Origin of the sequence: Mixta calida, assembly GCF_002953215.1 — a bacterium.
Classification (GTDB): Bacteria; Pseudomonadota; Gammaproteobacteria; order Enterobacterales; family Enterobacteriaceae; genus Mixta; species Mixta calida.
This window is the reverse complement of record NZ_CP026378.1, coordinates 1,696,322-1,713,634: the sequence shown is the minus strand read 5'-3', so window position 1 is coordinate 1,713,634 and position 17,313 is coordinate 1,696,322. Positions and strand designations below refer to the sequence as shown.

16 protein-coding genes and 2 tRNA genes are annotated in these 17,313 nt (G+C 52.8%); 2 read left to right on the top strand and 16 right to left on the bottom strand.

Going from position 1 to position 17,313, the window contains the following annotated elements:
* Window positions 1-108: 108 nt before the first annotated feature.
* From C2E16_RS08060 to C2E16_RS08045, 4 genes are read right to left on the bottom strand one after another with little or no spacing between them, the layout of a single operon-like run.
* Window positions 109-1,485, bottom strand: a complete 1,377-nt coding sequence (locus tag C2E16_RS08060; protein ID WP_038626868.1) for an efflux transporter outer membrane subunit — start codon at window positions 1,483-1,485, stop codon at window positions 109-111.
* Window positions 1,482-2,573, bottom strand: a complete 1,092-nt coding sequence (locus tag C2E16_RS08055) for an HlyD family secretion protein (protein WP_084971678.1) — start codon at window positions 2,571-2,573, stop codon at window positions 1,482-1,484. The genes C2E16_RS08060 and C2E16_RS08055 overlap by 4 nt, the downstream gene beginning before the upstream one ends.
* Complete coding sequence (locus C2E16_RS08050) at window positions 2,570-4,258, bottom strand: MFS transporter (protein ID WP_038626870.1); 1,689 nt, start codon at window positions 4,256-4,258, stop codon at window positions 2,570-2,572. The genes C2E16_RS08055 and C2E16_RS08050 overlap by 4 nt, the downstream gene beginning before the upstream one ends.
* Window position 4,259: 1 nt before the next feature.
* Window positions 4,260-4,688 carry a MarR family winged helix-turn-helix transcriptional regulator gene (locus C2E16_RS08045; RefSeq protein WP_103790895.1) on the bottom strand — a complete coding sequence of 143 codons (429 nt, stop codon included), beginning with the start codon at window positions 4,686-4,688 and terminating at the stop codon, window positions 4,260-4,262.
* Window positions 4,689-5,420: 732 nt separating this feature from the next.
* Here C2E16_RS08045 and C2E16_RS08040 point away from each other — a divergent pair.
* The gene (locus tag C2E16_RS08040) at window positions 5,421-5,672 is read left to right on the top strand and encodes a biofilm/acid-resistance regulator YmgB/AriR (protein ID WP_244555297.1); all 252 of its coding nucleotides are present in this window, start codon (window positions 5,421-5,423) and stop codon (window positions 5,670-5,672) included.
* On the opposite strand, the gene C2E16_RS08035 is transcribed toward C2E16_RS08040, so the two are convergent.
* Window positions 5,665-6,054, bottom strand: coding sequence for a VOC family protein (locus C2E16_RS08035; protein WP_084970450.1), 390 nt, complete (start codon window positions 6,052-6,054; stop codon window positions 5,665-5,667). The genes C2E16_RS08040 and C2E16_RS08035 overlap by 8 nt on opposite strands.
* Before the next feature lie 177 nt (window positions 6,055-6,231).
* Between C2E16_RS08035 and C2E16_RS08030 the strand changes: the two genes are divergently transcribed.
* Window positions 6,232-7,734 (top strand): SulP family inorganic anion transporter, encoded by a 1,503-nt coding sequence (locus tag C2E16_RS08030; protein ID WP_038626874.1) that lies wholly within the window; start codon window positions 6,232-6,234, stop codon window positions 7,732-7,734.
* Window positions 7,735-7,872: 138 nt separating this feature from the next.
* Here C2E16_RS08030 and C2E16_RS08025 read toward each other — a convergent pair whose 3' ends face one another.
* The 11 genes from C2E16_RS08025 to C2E16_RS07975 form a co-directional block, all read right to left on the bottom strand.
* Window positions 7,873-8,487 carry a YoaK family protein gene (locus C2E16_RS08025; RefSeq protein ID WP_409365940.1) on the bottom strand — a complete coding sequence of 205 codons (615 nt, stop codon included), beginning with the start codon at window positions 8,485-8,487 and terminating at the stop codon, window positions 7,873-7,875.
* A gap of 429 nt (window positions 8,488-8,916) precedes the next feature.
* Window positions 8,917-9,003 (bottom strand) — tRNA-Leu (locus tag C2E16_RS08020).
* A gap of 11 nt (window positions 9,004-9,014) precedes the next feature.
* Window positions 9,015-9,088 (bottom strand) — tRNA-Cys (locus tag C2E16_RS08015).
* Window positions 9,089-9,519: 431 nt separating this feature from the next.
* On the bottom strand, window positions 9,520-10,521 hold the full coding sequence (locus C2E16_RS08010; protein WP_038626878.1) for a hypothetical protein: 1,002 nt from the start codon (window positions 10,519-10,521) through the stop codon (window positions 9,520-9,522).
* Window positions 10,522-10,536: 15 nt separating this feature from the next.
* Complete coding sequence (locus C2E16_RS08005; protein WP_084970451.1) at window positions 10,537-11,463, bottom strand: ACP S-malonyltransferase; 927 nt, start codon at window positions 11,461-11,463, stop codon at window positions 10,537-10,539.
* A gap of 10 nt (window positions 11,464-11,473) precedes the next feature.
* Complete coding sequence (locus C2E16_RS08000) at window positions 11,474-12,838, bottom strand: hypothetical protein (protein ID WP_084970452.1); 1,365 nt, start codon at window positions 12,836-12,838, stop codon at window positions 11,474-11,476.
* Window positions 12,838-13,629, bottom strand: coding sequence for an outer membrane lipoprotein-sorting protein (locus C2E16_RS07995; protein ID WP_038630054.1), 792 nt, complete (start codon window positions 13,627-13,629; stop codon window positions 12,838-12,840). The genes C2E16_RS08000 and C2E16_RS07995 overlap by 1 nt, the downstream gene beginning before the upstream one ends.
* A 13-nt stretch (window positions 13,630-13,642) precedes the next feature.
* Window positions 13,643-14,956 (bottom strand): ABC transporter permease, encoded by a 1,314-nt coding sequence (locus C2E16_RS07990; RefSeq protein ID WP_244555298.1) that lies wholly within the window; start codon window positions 14,954-14,956, stop codon window positions 13,643-13,645.
* Window positions 14,949-15,605 (bottom strand): hypothetical protein, encoded by a 657-nt coding sequence (locus C2E16_RS07985; protein ID WP_052133917.1) that lies wholly within the window; start codon window positions 15,603-15,605, stop codon window positions 14,949-14,951. Before C2E16_RS07985 ends, C2E16_RS07990 begins: the two co-directional genes overlap by 8 nt.
* On the bottom strand, window positions 15,589-16,296 hold the full coding sequence (locus C2E16_RS07980; RefSeq protein ID WP_038626882.1) for an ABC transporter ATP-binding protein: 708 nt from the start codon (window positions 16,294-16,296) through the stop codon (window positions 15,589-15,591). Before C2E16_RS07980 ends, C2E16_RS07985 begins: the two co-directional genes overlap by 17 nt.
* 20 nt (window positions 16,297-16,316) lie before the next feature.
* Window positions 16,317-17,309 carry an ATP-binding protein gene (locus tag C2E16_RS07975; RefSeq protein WP_084970453.1) on the bottom strand — a complete coding sequence of 331 codons (993 nt, stop codon included), beginning with the start codon at window positions 17,307-17,309 and terminating at the stop codon, window positions 16,317-16,319.
* Window positions 17,310-17,313 lie beyond the last annotated feature (4 nt).

Below are 17,313 nucleotides of genomic sequence, written 5' to 3'. Positions count from 1 at the left end.
TGCAATGCGGTTTTTCAGTGTAACATAACCTGTTTCACGGGAAAGCGTCTCTGTGGCGAAGACCGGCAGGCTGGCGCACCTTTGCCGGTCGCTGGCAGCCTGCCACCGTTACGGCTGCCAGCCGCCGCCGAGCGCGCGATAGAGATCGATTTGCGCCTGCAGCAGAGTGTTTTTCAGCTGCACCACATTGAGCTGCGCGCTAAACAGCGTGCGCTGCGCATCCAGCTCATCAAGATAGGAAGCGTAGCCGTTCTGATAGCGGTTGCGGGCGATGCGCAACGTATCCGCGGCGATCTCCTGCTGTTTTTCCACTTCCCGCAGCTGCGCCTGGGTTTGTTCGATAGCGTCGAGCGCGTCGTTGACCTCGCTGAAGGCGTTGCGCACCACTTTTTCATAGGCATAAAGCGCCTGATTGCGCGTCGCCATCGAGACGTCGACCTGCGCCGTTAGCGCTTCGCGGTTCAGCAGCGGCGCCAGCACGCTGCCGCCGACGCTCCACAGACGGAAAGGATTGTCCACCAGCTGATGCAGCACCGAGGTTTGCAACGTGCCGGAAGCGGTCAGATTCAGCGACGGCAGCAGCTTCGCCTGCGACGAGGCGAGCGAGCTGTCCGCCGCCAGCAGCTGGCGTTGCGCCTGCACAATATCCGGTCGTCGCTGCAACAGCTGCGAAGGCAGCAGCGACGGCATCCGCTGCGGCATCACCTGCGCGAAGCGCGTCTGGCGCGCGATATGGCGCGGATTCATGCCGACCAGAATGCTCAGCGCGTTCTCCTGCTGGCGGATCTGATGCTCAAGCTGCGGGATCTGCGCCTTCGCCGCCTGATATTCCGACGCCGCCTGCATCCATTCCAGCCGCGAGGTATAGCCCGCTTCAAACTGACGCTGCGCCAGATTCAGCGAGTTCTCCCGCGTCGCCAGCGTCGCCTGGGTGACGCGCAGCTGTTCATCCAGCGCCAGGAGCGACATATAGCCGGACGCCACCGAGGTGGCGATGGTCAGCTCGGCCGCTGCGGCCGCCGCCTGCTGCGCCGCCAGCGAGGCGCGCGCCGCGTCGATGCTGCTGCTGCGCGAGCCCCAAAGATCCACGTCGTAATTCGCCTGCAACAGCCCCTGATAAACGTTGCCGTCATGCGGCGCGCCGGTCGCCGCCGACAGCGTGCGGGCGCGCGTCGCGCCGACGCCGACATCCAGCGTGGGGAAGTTATCCCCCGTCGCGGCGCGTAGCTGCGCCCGATATTGATCGACGCGGGAACGCGCGGTCAGAATATCGGGATTATTGCGCAGCGCCTGCTCAACCAGCCGGTTAAGATCGGGATCGGCGAAGGCGCGCCACCAGTTTGCCTCCGGCGCGGCGGCGGGCCCGACCTGGTTGCGCCACTGCTGCGGCACCGGCAGCGAGGACGGCGCCTTTTCCACTTCGGTGGCGCATCCCGCCAGCAGCGGGATCAGCAGCGCCAGGGTTTGCAGTTTGCGCCCCGTCATGGCTGCGCCTCCACCGGCGCGGCGGAAGTGTCAATGCTGACCTGCACCGACATGCCGGGACGCAGGCGCGTCTGTTCCTCACCGTTGATTTTGATGCGCACCGGAATGCGCTGGGCGATTTTGACAAAGTTGCCGGTGGCGTTATCGGGCGAGATGGCACTGAACTCCGATCCCGCCGCCGGAGAAATATACTCCACCACGCCGTGGAACGTCGCGCCGTTCAACGCATCGACAGTAAAGGTGACCGGCAGGCCGGGACGCACGTTGGCCATCTGCGTCTCTTTCATATTGGCGATCACCCATTTCTGGCCCGGCACCAGCGAGGTCAGACGCGTTCCGGCTGAGACGTAAGCGCCGCGCCGTACCGAAATCTGCCCCAGCTGTCCATCTTCCGGCGCAATGATGCGCGTGTTATCCAGATCGATCTGCGCCAGCCGCAGAGCCGCTTCGGCGTTGGCGACGTCCGCCTCCAGCGAGGCGCGGTTCACAATCACCGTTTGCAGATCCTGACGTGAAACATCCACCGTCGCTTTCGCCTGCTGCACGGCGGTCACCGCCTGGCTGTTGGCGGCGCGCGCCGCGTCGCGTTCACGGATCGACAGGGAGCCGTCCGACACCAGATTCTCTACACGTTTCAGGTCGAAGCCGCTTTTTACCGCCTGCGCCTTTGCGTTCTCCAGCGCGGCCTGGTTGCGGGCTATCACCGCCTCAGCGCTGCGACGCTGCTGCTGATTGTTGGCTAACGCCGCCTGCTTCATCGCCAGCTGCGCTTTCGCCTGCTCGACGCGCTGCCGGTAGATGCGGTCGTCGATGGTCATCAGCACGTCGCCTTTGCGTACCGGTTGCAGGTCCTGAACGTTGACCGCGGTGATATAGCCGCTGACCTGCGGGCTGATAAAGGTGACCTGCCCGCGCACATAGGCGTTTTCCGTGCTCTGCACCGCGCTGGTGAACGGCCAGAGCTGCCAGGCGTAAAGGATAATCAGGACGCCGACGATCACGATGCCGCTGCCGACGGCGACAGAAAGAATGCGGCGTTTATTGGTGCGCTCGCGCTCTGCGGCTTTACTTTCTTCCTGCTGACTCATTGTTTCTCCATGCTTTCAGAGGTTGCCGTAACAGGTTGCGCCGCGGCGGCGGCGTCGCGTCGCTGCTGGCGCCGGGTGAGGATGCGCTGACGCATCAGGCGCCAGAGCACCCACGCCAGCGTGCAAAACGCCATCCCTGCGGTCAGTAAATAGGTATCGTTCCAGGCCAGCACGTTCGCCTGCAGCGTGGCGACGCTTTGCAGCTGAGCGACCGCCTGCGCGCTGAGCAGCGTGGCGTCGTTCAGCTGGCTGCCGAACAGGCTGCTGTACTGGCTCAGGCGATCGGTGACGTTGGGATCGAGCAGCGAAAGTTGATCGCCCAGCAGGCTGGAGTGATATTTTTCGCGCCAAATCTGAAAGGTGCCCAGCATCGCCGAACCGATCAGGCCGCCCAGGTTCTGGCTCATTCCGAACAGCACCACGAAGCTCACCAGGTTTTTCGGCTGCGCGACGACGCTGCCGATGCCCAACAGCATGGCGGGCGCCATAAAGAACGAGCTGCTGAAGCCCAGCAGAAACTGGCTAAGGTACATATCATGCGGACGGGTCAACGGATTGGCGTGCGCATCCATCAGCGACGCGACCATCATAATCAGCAGCGAGATAACGATCGGCCAGCTGAAGTGCGCGGGCTTCAGGGTCAATGCGCTGGCGGCGATGCCCAGCGCCACGCCGCTGACGATCGCCAGCGCCAGGCCATGCAGCTGATCGTTGATCAGGCCCACCTGCTGTAAAAAGCCGATGGCGCCGGTATTCTGCTCCGCCAGCACCACGCGCATCATGATCATTACGATGCCGAGCCTGACGATCGCGCCGCTGCTCAGCCAGCGCGTATTGATCAGCGGATTGGCGCGGTTGTGCTCCAGTACGATGGCGCTGACGATCAACAGCAATGACAGCGCCAGGCAGATGCCGAGCCAGGGCGTGGTGAACCACCACTCGATGCGCCCCAGCGACAGCACGCCGCAGAGCAGCGCCATGCCCGGCGCCATCAGAATAAAGGTGACGAAATCCATCTTTTCGAAAACTTTGCTGCGGTCGCTGGGCGGCAATTTCAAAATCAACACGCAGCCCAGCGCCACCACCGCCAGCCCCAGCTCAAACAGATAGAGGCCACGCCACTCTTCGAGCTGCAACAGCTCTGACGAAAACAGCCGCGCCAGCGGTATCGCCAGCTGCGAACCACCGATGCCGATCGCCAGCGCCTTAAGGCGGTGCTTCGCCGGCCATGCCTGCACCTGATAATAAATGCCCAGCGAACTGAGCGCGGCCGCCACCATACCGTGCGCGGCGCGCACAATGATCGCTGAACTGAGATCGTTAACGAACAGGTGAAAGAAAGCCACCAGCACGTAGAGCAGCAAAAAGGCTTCCGTAAAAATGCGCAGGCCAAACTGCTGGCGAAACTTTACCAGTAAGAGGTTGATAGAAATGTTGCCCATTACATAGACGGCGGGCAACCAGGCGATCTCGTTGGAATAAGCGCCAAAGGTGCCCTGCAGGTTGGTCAGGTTCGCGGTTACCAGCGCGTTACTGAGCGCACCGGTCAACGTAATCAGCAGCCCCACCAGCCCGAAGGCGATGCGCTTATGAGCGGGGTGAAGCGGCGTCGAAGGCGAGCCGGGCAGCATCGGCTTTTCATGCGGCTGCCACTGTCGCGGCGCGTAGGGATTTGATTTCGCCACGTCAGAGCGTTCCTGTCTTATCCAGCAACTGTTGCAATACCCGTTGGGCTATCGCCAGCTCGTCCCTGTCGATATCCGCCAGCAGCTCGCCGCGCAGCCGATCCGTTTCCACTTTGACCTTATTGAACAGCGCGTTGCCCTGCTCAGTAACCAGCAACAGACGCTTGCGGCGATCTTCTTCCGGCTGCGAGCGCTCAACCAGCTGCTGCGCCACCAGACGATCCACCAGCGGCACCACGCTCGCCTCTTCTAGGCCCAGTACCTGCGCCAGCGCTTTTTGCGTCATGGGTTCGCTTTCGCTGGCCAGCGTCGCCACGGCCAGCCAGCTGTTCATGCTGAGGCCGCTCTCTTTCAGCCGTCGATCGATCGCCAAACGCCAGGCATGCGCAGCGAGATGCAGCAGACGGGAGAAACGCTGTTGGGAATCCAAAATATAGGCACCTAATGATTAGACTTCAATGTAAATCGCCGTAGTTAAGTATAGGCGCTGAGGCACAGGATTGTGAAGAATGCACATGGCGTATTGTTGTGCAAAAAATGGCATCGCCTGCATCGTTAACAGCACGACATGCGAGCCTCCATGCAGCCAAACCGCTAGCGATGTTTTCTTCGACTGGCCTTATCCCGTATCTCTTCTAAAATGTTAGACGAAAGATAATTTGCCGCGCAAAGTAAGATGGCGATTTTGTCAGTGAAACACGCGATTTTCAGGCGCAGGCGACCTTCAGAACATTCTCAAATTATGGAAAAAATTAACTGACCTAAAGAAGAGTTTGGCAAATGTTGCAATCTAAATACTTTTTTAGGGATTTTGTATAAGTTCTGAATAATTAATTAGTAATTTAACTATATGATTTTTAATAAATAGCACAATATGTATAATCAACCTTTGTACAACTTTGATGTTTCTGTATAACTTTACCGCTGAGCCTGATAACGGCTCTGTAACGAATGATGCATTTGCGTCGCCTCTGAAGGTGTTTAACTCGGATTTCCACCTTCAGAGGTTTTTTTTCGTCTGAAGGATGTGTTGCATCCTGTTTTGGCATCGTTGCGTTGCTTGTACCCCTTAAAACCCGGTCGACCTTACCGGCCGATATCGTCTTGATACAATAAGCCTTAACGCGCGCTGGCCGCGTTAAAGAGGACTGAAATGCAGACTATGACACCTCAGACTGACAGAGAAATTGCTGATTACTTTAATGCGCAGGAAACCGCGGCCATTAATGAGATGGAAATTCTTGGCACTGTAGTGGCTGAGATCCTCCAGGCTGGCCAGCCGATTACCAACAAAGCGATCATCGCCAGGCTTATTCAGCGACTGGAGCTGGAAAGCGACGTAGTAATGCTCGATATTTACCGTCACGTTCTGGAGCTGGTGGTCCATAAGACCGAAGACGATATTCTCAGCTAACCGGCGGCCAGCAGCCGAGACGCACCACCGTGCGGTAGTTGTCTCCATCAATAAACGTGCGGGCGGCGGTTTTCCAGTAAGGATTAAAGGGGTTAATCGCCTGGAAACCAGCTGCCCGCATAGCCTGACAGCGCGCCAGCCATAGCGGCTCCTCAGGCAGCCAGAGCACCAGCAAATCTTCCTCGGTTGAAACAGGCGCGGCGGGGTGATGAAGACACTGCGTAAATTCGAGATGCCAGCTTTCATCCGCGTAGCCGAGCATCACGCCGCTGTGCCCCTGATGATCGCTGAACGCCCCCAGCAGCTGCATGCCCAATCCCTGACAGTAAAGTTGCTGGCTATGACGTAAATCGCTGACCGGTCTGGCAATGCGTAGCTGCATCTTTTTTCCTCTGGCTGATAAACGTGCGTTTTCACCATGGTCGGACGGAGCCTGAAACTGGTGTCAGCGAACAATAACCGTTAACATATCGCGCTTGTCCTGCCCGGACAATTTATCCCTTTCAGATTTACAGTGCGCGCTGCCGCATCCTGTTAAGACAATAAGAGCCTGCAAATTATGACTACCCCTTCTGCGACGCGCGAGGCAAAGCACGTCGACAGCGAGTTAACCGTTGCCCGCGTGCTACGTTCGCCGAAATTACTGACGCGCGAGTGTCTGGCCGGCGTGATTACCGCGCTGGCGCTGATCCCGGAAGTGATCTCCTTCTCCGTTATTGCCGGGGTTGATCCGAAAGTGAGCCTGATCGCCTCGGTGGTGCTGGCGCTGACGCTCTCTCTGCTGGGCGGACGTCCCGCGATGGTGACGGCTGCCGCCGGTTCGGTGGCGCTGGTGATTGGCCCAATGGTGCGCGCGCACGGCGTTGAGTACATTATGCCCGCCGTGCTGCTGGGCGGCGTGATACAGATTTTGTTCGGCCTCGCCGGGCTGGCGCGCATGATGCGCTATATTCCCCGTTCGGTGATGCTCGGCTTTGTTAATGCGCTGGGCGTGTTGATTTTCTTTGCCCAGGTGCCGCACGTCTGGGGGCAGTCGCTGCCGGTATGGCTGCTGTTCGCGCTGACGCTGGCTATCGTACTGCTGCTGCCGCGCCTGCTGAAAAGCGTCCCTTCCCCGCTGGTGGCGATCGTGGTGATTACCGCCATCGCCATCTTCTGCGGGCTGCATGTGCCGAACGTCGGCGACGAAGGCCCGATGCAGGCTGGACTGCCCGGTCTGAATCAGCTGGCCGTGCCGCTTAACCTCGCCACGTTGCAGATTATCTGGCCGACCGCGATAAGCATCGCGCTGGTGGGCCTGATGGAGTCGCTGTTAACCGCGAAGCTGGTCGACGACCTGACCGATACGCCCTCCAGCAAACGTCGTGAGTGCTGGGGACTCGGCGTAGGTAATATCCTTGCCGCCTTTTATGGCGGTATCGCCGGCTGCGCGATGATCGGTCAGACAATTGTGAACGTCGAGCTGGGCAAAGCGCGCACCCGCGTATCAACCGTGGCGGCCGCGCTGGTGCTGCTGTTACTGGTGACCGGCCTCAGCGCCCTGATGGCGCAAATCCCGATGGTAGTGCTGGCGGGCATTATGATGATCGTGGCGCTGAAGACCGTTAACTGGCACAGCCTGCAACCTGCCACGCTGAAGCGCATTCCACTGTCGGAAACGGTAACCATGGCGCTGACGGTTGCGGCAACCGTCTGGACCGGCAACCTGGCGATTGGCGTCGTTGGCGGCGTCCTGTTCGCTATTCTGCTGTTTGCCCGCCGCGTGGCGCATGTGATTCATGCCGAGCGGCAGCTGAGCGCCGATGGCGAATCGGTGCGTTACCTCGTGCGCGGGCCGCTGTTTTTCGGCAGCAGCAACGATCTGTTCGAGCATTTCGACTATGCGCACGATCCGCAGGATGTGACTATCGATTTAACCCATGCGCAGATCTGGGATGCCTCCAGCGTGGCGGCGCTCGACGCCATTGAAAATCGCTATCAGCGCTACCAGGCGAAGGTCACCATCATCGGCCTGGATACGCGCAGCAGCGAATTCCATCGTCGCCTGAGCGGCACACTCTAAAGGGATCAGAGGCCGCCGCGCACGGCGGTTTCTGTTACGTGCGCTGGCGCCGGGCTTTACAGAGAGAGCCCAGCGCCAGCAACGCCAGCAGCGCGCCGATAACCAGCAGAAACGCCTCGCCAGTCAGACGATAAAGCCCTATCCCCCGACTCCGCCCAGTAAAAACGCTGTTAACGTCGCGCCATGCAGCAGCAGCCGTTGCAGATAAACCGGCGCATACTCCGGTGATTCCCGGCGTCGCACAATGTCGATCAGCATCGCCAGCTCAATACCGATATCGGTCGCGGTTCCTGAAACGTGAGTGGTGCGCACGCGCGCATTGGAGATCCGCGTTACAACGGCATTTTGCAGGCCCATCAAAAAGCTCAGGCTAAGGATCATCAGCGTACCGGAGGAGAGAGCCGTAAAGCAGGCTTCGACCCAGCCCAGCAGCATCAACAGCAGCGCCTCCAGCAGAATATTGATCGCATATACGGAACGAATGCCGTGACGTCGACCCTGATTAATCAGCAGCGTCGAAAAGGCGGAGCCGAGAATAAACAGGCAGACAATTTCGAGAAAAAAGAATGCGACCGGCAGCTCACTGCGCGCCAGCCGCTCGGAGAGCGAGGAGACGTTGCCGGTCATATTGGCCGAAAAGAAGCCTACCGCCTCAAAAGCGGCGGTATTCAGCGCGCCTGCCACCAGCGCGAGCGTAGCGGCCAGTCGACTGTCGGTGACAAATGTTCTGGCCTCATCCTGACAAATTAACATAGTGACTTACGACAGAAAGTTAAGATATCGCCTGCGGCGGCGCATCAGGCCGGGCAGGCCCTGAATCGTTTATCTTCTTTTTCGCAGCGAACCGGCGCTGTCATAAAGAGATGACCAAACGGACAAGTTAAGGAAAGCGCTATTATGCGCTTTCTGCGCTTTTCTCTTTTGTCGCTTATCAATCTGCGCCCTTTCAGCCCCTGTTAAGCCTTTCTTTTCATGCTGCTGAAACCGAGAAGCATCGCTTATTAGTATGTTGTAACTATTATTAAGAGTGACTGACGCCGGGATGATGGTGGTTTGCTCGTATCTTTGTGCGCCTACAGGTTTTTACAATTTGTCAGGAAAGAATCGACAAAAACAAAAAAACCGCCCTTGGGCGGTTACGACATCACTGCTTATTGCTTTGATTTTATTCGGTATGTTCGATGGTGCCCGGGGCGGGACTTGAACCCGCACAGCCATACAGCCGAGGGATTTTAAATCCCTTGTGTCTACCGATTTCACCACCCGGGCAGGGTGTAAATTGGAGGCGCGTCCCGGAGTCGAACCGAGGTGGACGGATTTGCAATCCGCTGCATGGCCACTCTGCCAACGCGCCTTTATTCCGTATGATTACCCGCAACCGGACAATCTAAATTCTGTATGAGAAGCAACCAATTTTCGCTGCTAACTCCTTGATTCGAGAAGTTTTTTCGCCTTCCCTCATCTGATGGACGGCATTATGGACTAACTTAATGAGGTTGGCAACCCCCTGAAGTTAAATTTTTTTAGAGCCTTTCCTTCTCCGGGGCGGCACGGCTCCGGCCCCTGCTTCAACTGCGCGCTTTTCACACCGACAGCAAACTCTGCCGGCAGCCGGGTAAATGTCTGCGTCAGCCGCCTGGTATGAAAGGCGCCATAAGTATAGATGGGTTTCCTGAAAGGAGAACAGACTTAACCGTAACCTCATACCCTGACGCAGCCTACCGCCCGCTGACGCTTTTGGGCTGGCTGCCAGCTTCCCTGCCCCTTTGTTCAAAAAAGCTGACGCTACCAGAAACCAGAGCGCTTGCTGATTACATTACAGCGCAGGTACATATCACATGCTGCAAGATAATCGGTGCGCCATAGCCAGCATAAATGCAGGCAATAGTATCCACCTGCCGGAAAGAAGCAGAACAGGTAATAAACTTCAAACGGAAGGTTCCACTCCAGCAGGGTAAGCACGACATTGAGAAGTAAAATCCATGCAAACTGTACGATCAACAAAAAGAGTATTCTGAGCACGACGGGTTTAGCGTACAACGAAGCACAGGGGACAGCAGCCGGCGAGGTGATTTCAATCTCTTTCAGAAACAACTTACCCAAAAGAACATAACGTCTGGAGCGGCAGGAAAAAATCAGATCTATAGCCAGAACGATAGCGCAAAGAATAAACATCGCAATAATCAGTCGCGCCGAGAGCCACCCCTCATTTAAAGAAAAGTCGGCATTGTTTTTCAGCGGACTAATAGTTAACACATTTAATGCCAGGCTGAGTAAAATGTAATGGCTGAGCGCCTGATAAAGAGTTTTATAACGCGTGTTATGCTCCTCTTGCATGATTACCTGTTTGATATAACAGATTCTTAATCGTCTGTAGATAAGATATAAAAAGAGCGGCAGCAGAAGCAGCAGGCCAAAAACACTCTCCAGCTTCTCAGAAACAAAAAAAGCAGCCTGAATGGTTAACCAGGTAATAAAGTAAGCGATAAAACCGCCTGCCAGCGGTGTGCTGGCTATTTTTTCTATTGTGGAGCAGCGTTTGCCAGTGAAAAATTCAAAGTCTATGCTTTTCAGGACATACTTATACATCCACCAGGCTTTAAGTTCACAAATAAGGTTGAAAAATACGATTGCCACGATGCCGCTGATAAGCCACGTATCCTGTCGCGTTAGTGAATAGCCATTATTTTTCCAGTAAAAACCCAGCAGCATAAAAAGAACAAGATAAAGAATAAGGATCAATCTCTTGTCATGATAGCGTATAAATTTAAAATAATCGGGACTCATAACAGCACCTTCATATCAGATTATTTTTCTGCAATGCAATGACAGCTGCGCTGAAAAAGAAGAGAAATCATTCAGCAACAGCCCCAGATAAGCTTTATTACTTATTTCAATAAACATAACGGGCTCTTTACGCATCAGCAAATATTCCAGCGAATCGGTCCATTTCACGGTATGGGTGAGATGCAGCGATAAATTTTCCCGTATCTCTTGCGGGTTCATTTCCGGTCGTCCGGTTACGTTCATCACTACCTCATGTTGAGGCTGTTCGATGCTTATACCGGCCAGAAAATCTCTCACAGGCTGAACGCCTTCGCTCATCAGACGCGTATGCCAGGCACCGCTAACGCCCAGCTTCATCGTTTCATAACGGTCGGCAACCAGCTTCTGTGAAAACTGGCTCAACGCGGGCAAGGCTCCGCCAATCACCTGCTGGCGGCGACTGTTATCGCAACTAATATCCAACTCCATATCAGAGCGGGCCAGCAAATCACGCATCGCCAGGTAGTCCACGCCCTTTACCGCCACCATAGCGCCTCTGTTAACTTTACTCAGCTCATCCATTACCCTGGCGCGAAAGTCGATCATTTTAAAGAGCGCCTCAAGAGTAATAACGCCAGCAGCGTATAATGCGCTATATTCCCCAACGCTATGACCGCAGGAAGCCACAATGGACTCGGACTCTAACTTTCCTCGCATTAATGAATAGAGTGAAATATTTATTGCCGTCACAGCAAGCTGCTGAACCCTGGTCTGTATCAGCTTATTCATTGGCCCTTTTAAGCAGCAGCGGCGCAGATCGATACCCGCTATATCGCTGGCACAATCCCAAATCGCTTTTGTGGTTTTATTAATATCCCACAGATCGGCTCCCATACCAATAACAGGATTACCCTGCCCGGCAAAAAGCAGAGCAACAGTCGATGAGTTTACATTGCTATTCATATGCATTTTCTCAAAAATAATATTTCATCCCAGAATAAACCCCAACGGTCTTGCCAAAAAGACCAAACTCAGAATATTTACTTCCCTGCGCATGGTAAATCCCGCTGTAAAATTCCATTTTCCCGTCACTCTGCGCCAGCGGCCTGTTATAATTAACACCCCACATCGCACTTTGATCCTGTAAATTCAACACGACATAGGGTTGCAGAGTGGAGCTATCCGCCATCATGAAGCTGGCATAGCCATTAATATAATGTTTCCCTTGCAGGCTGCCTTTATTAGCAATGTTATTTATTTCAGCCGCCATTAAATATTTATAGCTGTCAAAAGCCTGATTTAATGTGACATAAGGCGTGGTTTTGTTTAAAAAATCAATAAATTTACGCTGTTTTCGCCACTCGCTGCTGGAATACCCTTCGCTCTGATAATAGTATTCCAGGCCCAGTACGCTGAAATGATCGGTAGTGTACTGCCCGCCCAGCGCCAGCTCGAGGCCGTTCTTCTCAGCAAGGCGGTAGAGTGAAGTTGGGAAGCGATAATTTTGTACGCTCTCAGCATTATCAACGTTAAAATGACGCCACTGCTCTTTTCCGTGCCAGGCGAACTCAGCATTAAACACCCACTGCGGCGTATAGTGAAAACTGTCGGATACGGCAATGCTTTTTGTCTCGCCTATAGCCAGGTTGACAGCAGGTGTATGGGCCGCCAGGCGATAATCGGTGTAAGAAAACAGGTAACGTTCACTGGCATTAGCGCGTTCCGTTACCGACCAGTTGCTGGATGCTTCATACCGCTTATCAATATGGGTTAACTTTGGTACTGCCGTTAAAGACCATGAATAGTCTGTGCTGTCACTGGCTAATTTAATCGCCCAGGAGGTTTCAGGATAGATCTGTTTCATTAACGGATCGTATATGCGGGTAGCTTTAAAGCCCGCATAATAATTGTTCAGCAATACCGCCGGAGATTTTAGATAGAACAGCCCAACAGGATTTTTCAGTTTGCCCGCTTCTACCCTGAGCGCTTTTGCAACTCTATAAGAGAAGCTGAGCTGATTAATAATTCCTCTGAGACGGTTGTCGTCCTGCTCGAATTTTTCCACATGCCGATAAGGATAATAAGTCAGACCATAAACAGAAAAGTTAACATCAAGCTCATTCTCAATTAAAGCGCACTGACCGGCATATTTAATCCCAAAATCATTATACAGATTATCGGTACGGTAAGGGCTATTCCCCGCAATCTGCCAAAGCGTTGGCGTTCTGTTCATATAGGCCAACTGGCTAAAAAGCACCATATCCGCAGGCAGACAATCCGCCATAAGCATCGCCGGGAAGAGAACTGCCGATAAAACCGGCAGAGCAGAACGTAACATCAGCGCCCCCCGCGTTGAATATACTCTTTTGTAAAATGCGATACGGGCAGCGATTCAAAGCGAATATCGCTGTATTCCATAACGGAGTAAGCGTTACCGTAGCGGGCATCCTGAATCACAATTTTGGTGGGTCTTGCTTTCCCCAATACCTGCCTGTAGTTTTGGTAGCGCACCTCTTTAATCAGTTTATTATCGAGGGAGTAGTAATCCGCTTTATAGGGGCGATAGTCGCTCTCTTTTTCAACGTAATAGATCACTCTCGGATAGGTGACTTCGGGTAACTTGCGCGCCAGCACCAGCTTATAGCACTTTTTTTCTCCACAGGGCACTTCCCCTACCAGCTCAGCGTTATAGCCATACTCAAAATTTGTAACGATAACATCGCCATTAGATATCTGCCCCAGCAGCCTTTGCTGGCGGGATATCGGAATAGGACGCCTGAGTTCCGGCGTGTAAAACCAGAGATCGTACCAATCTGACAGCATGATTTTACCTTTATCCCTGGGCGGCCAGACGAATCGGACCAGGGAGCGCGCATCAGCCTCGCTCCCTTTTTCAGGCTTGATAAAGCGCATTGAGATATCCAGAATTTGTTTACTGTCGGGCTGTGTGGCACCGGCCTTATATTCCTGTATCGTCACGGTATAGCGGAAAGGTCGGTTAGGGGAACGCACCGCGTCGGACAGACGAATAATATCCAGCGCCTGCGGCGACGATGTCTCACTCCATCCCGGTACAGGAGAGAGCAGGAGAGGCAGAAGGAACAATAAGGACCATTTTTTCTGTTTCATCATTATGCTCTCCTTATACAGATTTGAACGCATCAGCGATATTCAGCCTGGCTGCCCGCAGCGCGGGCAGAATCGACGCCAGAGCAGAAGTCAGTACCGGCAATAAGAATGTCATCCAGATTAACTGAGGGTTATTGACCTTGATAAAGGCGGTATATCCCTGCGTTTGTCCCGGAGATGGCGGCATGGCAATGCCATGTAGATTAATGGCGCCGGCAATAGCAAAACCAATGATCAAACTCCCTATCGCGCCAGTAAAACCTGTAAATATCCCCTCCAGCAAAAATAGCCGGGTAATATGGGAAGGTTTGAGTCCTATGGCTCGCAGCGTAGTAATTTCGCGGGTTCTTTCCGCAATATTCATGGTCATGGCGTTACCGATCATAAAGATCACGATCAGGGCGACGATAATTTTTATAAAGAAATAGATCCCTGATAACAGCCCCTCTACCTGCTGGTAAAACAGTGATATCTCCTGCCATGTTTTGATGGTTAACGGCAAATTTTTATCTTTGATAAACTGGCGAAGCTTCATGGCGAATATCGGCAAATCGCTGTCGTTTTTAAGCAAAATTAATATTTTGCTTACGCCATCCGTGCCCATCATGCGCTGTGCCGTCTCCAGCGGGATTTTCATTGCCACATCGTCATAATCTTTGATGCCGGAGGCGAAAACACCACGCACCTTAAGAGAGATCGCTCCCTGGCCGCCATGTGTATTCACCACCATAGTATCCACCCAGTCGCCGTAATGCGCGTTAAGCGTCTTTGCCAGGCCGCTTCCCAGCGTTACCTCATTATGCTTTACCCGGGAGAGATCGCTTCCCGACAGCAGTCGATCAAAAGCGCCAAGCTTCAGCGCCGGAATCGGCTCTACGCCCAACGCGGAAAAATAGCTTGAGGTTTCACTTTCATACTGTGAAATAATTCCGGTAAATTCCAGTTGCCCGGACAGGGTAGAAATATATTTAGCCAGCCCATCATCTTTTAAGATTTCGTTCTTCAGCGTTTCATAATTTTTAATCACGCTCAGGCTTCTGTTGGAGGTTTCAAAATATAAATTATTATAAATTTGCAGATGTCCGACGTTGGTTCTTACCGTCTGCTCTTTCAGTATCCAGAAGGAGTAATCGATAAAACCGCCATAGAGGAAAATCGACACGCCACCGAGAATAATCGCTATAATAGTGGAAAGCGAACGCCTTTTATGGCGAAACAGATTTAAAAAGGCAAACTTAGCATCCTGAAGCCTGAAAAAAAGGCAATAAAGCACCATCGCCAAAACCAGTGCTGCAAAAAAAACCATTCCTTCCCTGGCGCTAATCATGTGCATCCCTCACTAACGGCAATATGATCTGCCGGACCTCGCTCACATCCCATTCAGACGCAGCATTACTCTCTGGTGAGCCTGACTCTGTCTTCGGTTTATTGCCTGCTATCTGCGCAAGCAGCGCATCAGCCTGTTTATCTTCCTTACAGCTTTTAAGCGCATGGTAACGCATGTAATTAATATTATCGGTTATTTCTTTACCGTAGCGCGCTGCTGATTTCAGTAATAATTCCGTATCATTTATTGCAATAATACAGCGTCCCAGGCTGCCGGGCAGCCAGGCATCAACGCGCGCGCGCAGATAACGCACGCGTAGATCGTTTTCATACAGATCTACCGCCTCGTCGAGGTAAAAAAAACCCAGCTTGGCATATTCGGCTGCATTAACCAGATCGTTTATCGTATTATAGTGATTAGCTAATTTCAGCATCCCGTATGAATAGAATATCAGCGAAATAATATTTTCCTTTTCACGATATTCGCGCCACAAGCTATCCGTAGTTTTTTGCAGCTCACTCCATTTAGCCGGAAATTTTTGTTGCACTACCTTTTCCACCGCAGGCAAAGAAGTTTCAGCGGCCGCCCGGAGATCAAATAGCAGAAAAAAAACGCAAAACAACAGGCGCAGCTTAGTTTTCAGCGTCACTGACTAATTCTCCATCCTTGATTTCAACAACACGCCTGGCCCGTTCCTTTAGCTGGGTCGAATGCGTCGAGATAATAAATGTCGTTTTGGTTTCTTCATTAATTTTCATCAGCAGATCTAAAACCGCATCGCCGGTCGCCAGATCCAGATTACCGGTAGGTTCATCAGCCACTACTACCGTCGGATCATGCGCCAGCGCTCTGGCGATAGCGACCCGCTGCTGCTGACCGCCCGATAGCTGGCCCGGCTTACGATCTGCCATATGACTGAGTCCTACACTGTTTAAATAGTGCGATGCGCGCGCCTGCGCTTCTTTTTTACTGTAGTTGCCGTTCAGGATCAGCGGATAAAAAATATTATCAAAAGCATTTAAAACCGGGATCAGATTAAAAAACTGAAAAATAAATCCAAGATGCTGACATCTGATCAGGGAAAGCTGATTTTCATTAAGATTGTTAAGCACTTTATTCAGAAACATCACCGTCCCGGAAGTGGGATGATCGATGCCTGAAAGGATATTGAGCAAAGTGCTTTTACCGCTGCCGGAAGGTCCGCACAGGGCGATAAACTCACCACTGGCTATTTCCAGGTTGATATTTTTCAATGCTTCAACTTTATTTTCATTGCTGCCAAAGCTTTTATTAATACCACTCAGAAAAATTGCCGGCAGTTCCTTAATAGCGTTCGCCATAATGCTTCCTGTTAATCTGGTTAACAATACCAGCTATCAAAGTAGTTATACCCGCCCAGATGGTCCGGTACGATGGTGCGCATTTTTGCTGAACTGTTAACGTGCTGCTCAAGGTATATCCAGCTTAGCGCTGGCGTAAGGCAGCCGCTGCTGCCATAGCGATCGCTAAGATTGATCGTTTCAGCGCCTGCGGCCTGTAGCGCGCTGGCGAGCGTTACACTGAGTTTGCTGTTGCTCAAGCCTGCCATCGACACCAGACTGAGCTCGGCTTCGCCGATGAGCGGCTCTGCGTTGCCGGTTTCATTCCGGTGCGGCATCACCCAGCTACCGCAGCCGATCTTAAGCGGGCTCTCCCGCTGACTGAAAATAAAACAGCCAACGCGCTCAACGCACATGTTAGACCTGATGCGCTGAGGTTTTTCTTTACGGGTAGCCGCGCCCTCTTCTTCGCTAAAAATTAAAATCGGTATGGCGCGATAAGCACCGCAAATAACCACGAAATCGAAAACATCCCAGTTCAGATAATCCTGAGCCAGCCTTATTGCTTGCATCAGGGATTGTTTTTCACCGCGTATTTTGCAGGTGAAGTTTTTAACCGAAAAAATTTTCAGCAGATTTTTCGGTAACGTATCAATCAGGGTAACATGCATCATGCTGGAAATATCTTCAAATAATCCCGATTCTCCCCATGAATCTATATAAATAAATGCCGTACGCGATCTCATTAACAGCATCCGCTCTTTTGCTGTCATTTTTTGTAAGGCGAGATCTGCTGCCTGCTCCATCGCCTCAATATATTTCATATAACCGGGCGATCTGATCATTTCCCCGGCATAGGTATCTTTTACGGTACCAAAACGTTTAAGGTTCCACGCCTGAGCCTGAGTGGCTTTTAATGATTTGTTATGGTGATATGACTCCCATACATTCAGCCAACTGGGAGAATATAAATAAAAATCGTCTTCAGGCTCAAGCATTGCAAAAGAGGATAAGTAGATCTGGTCCATACTCACCGTT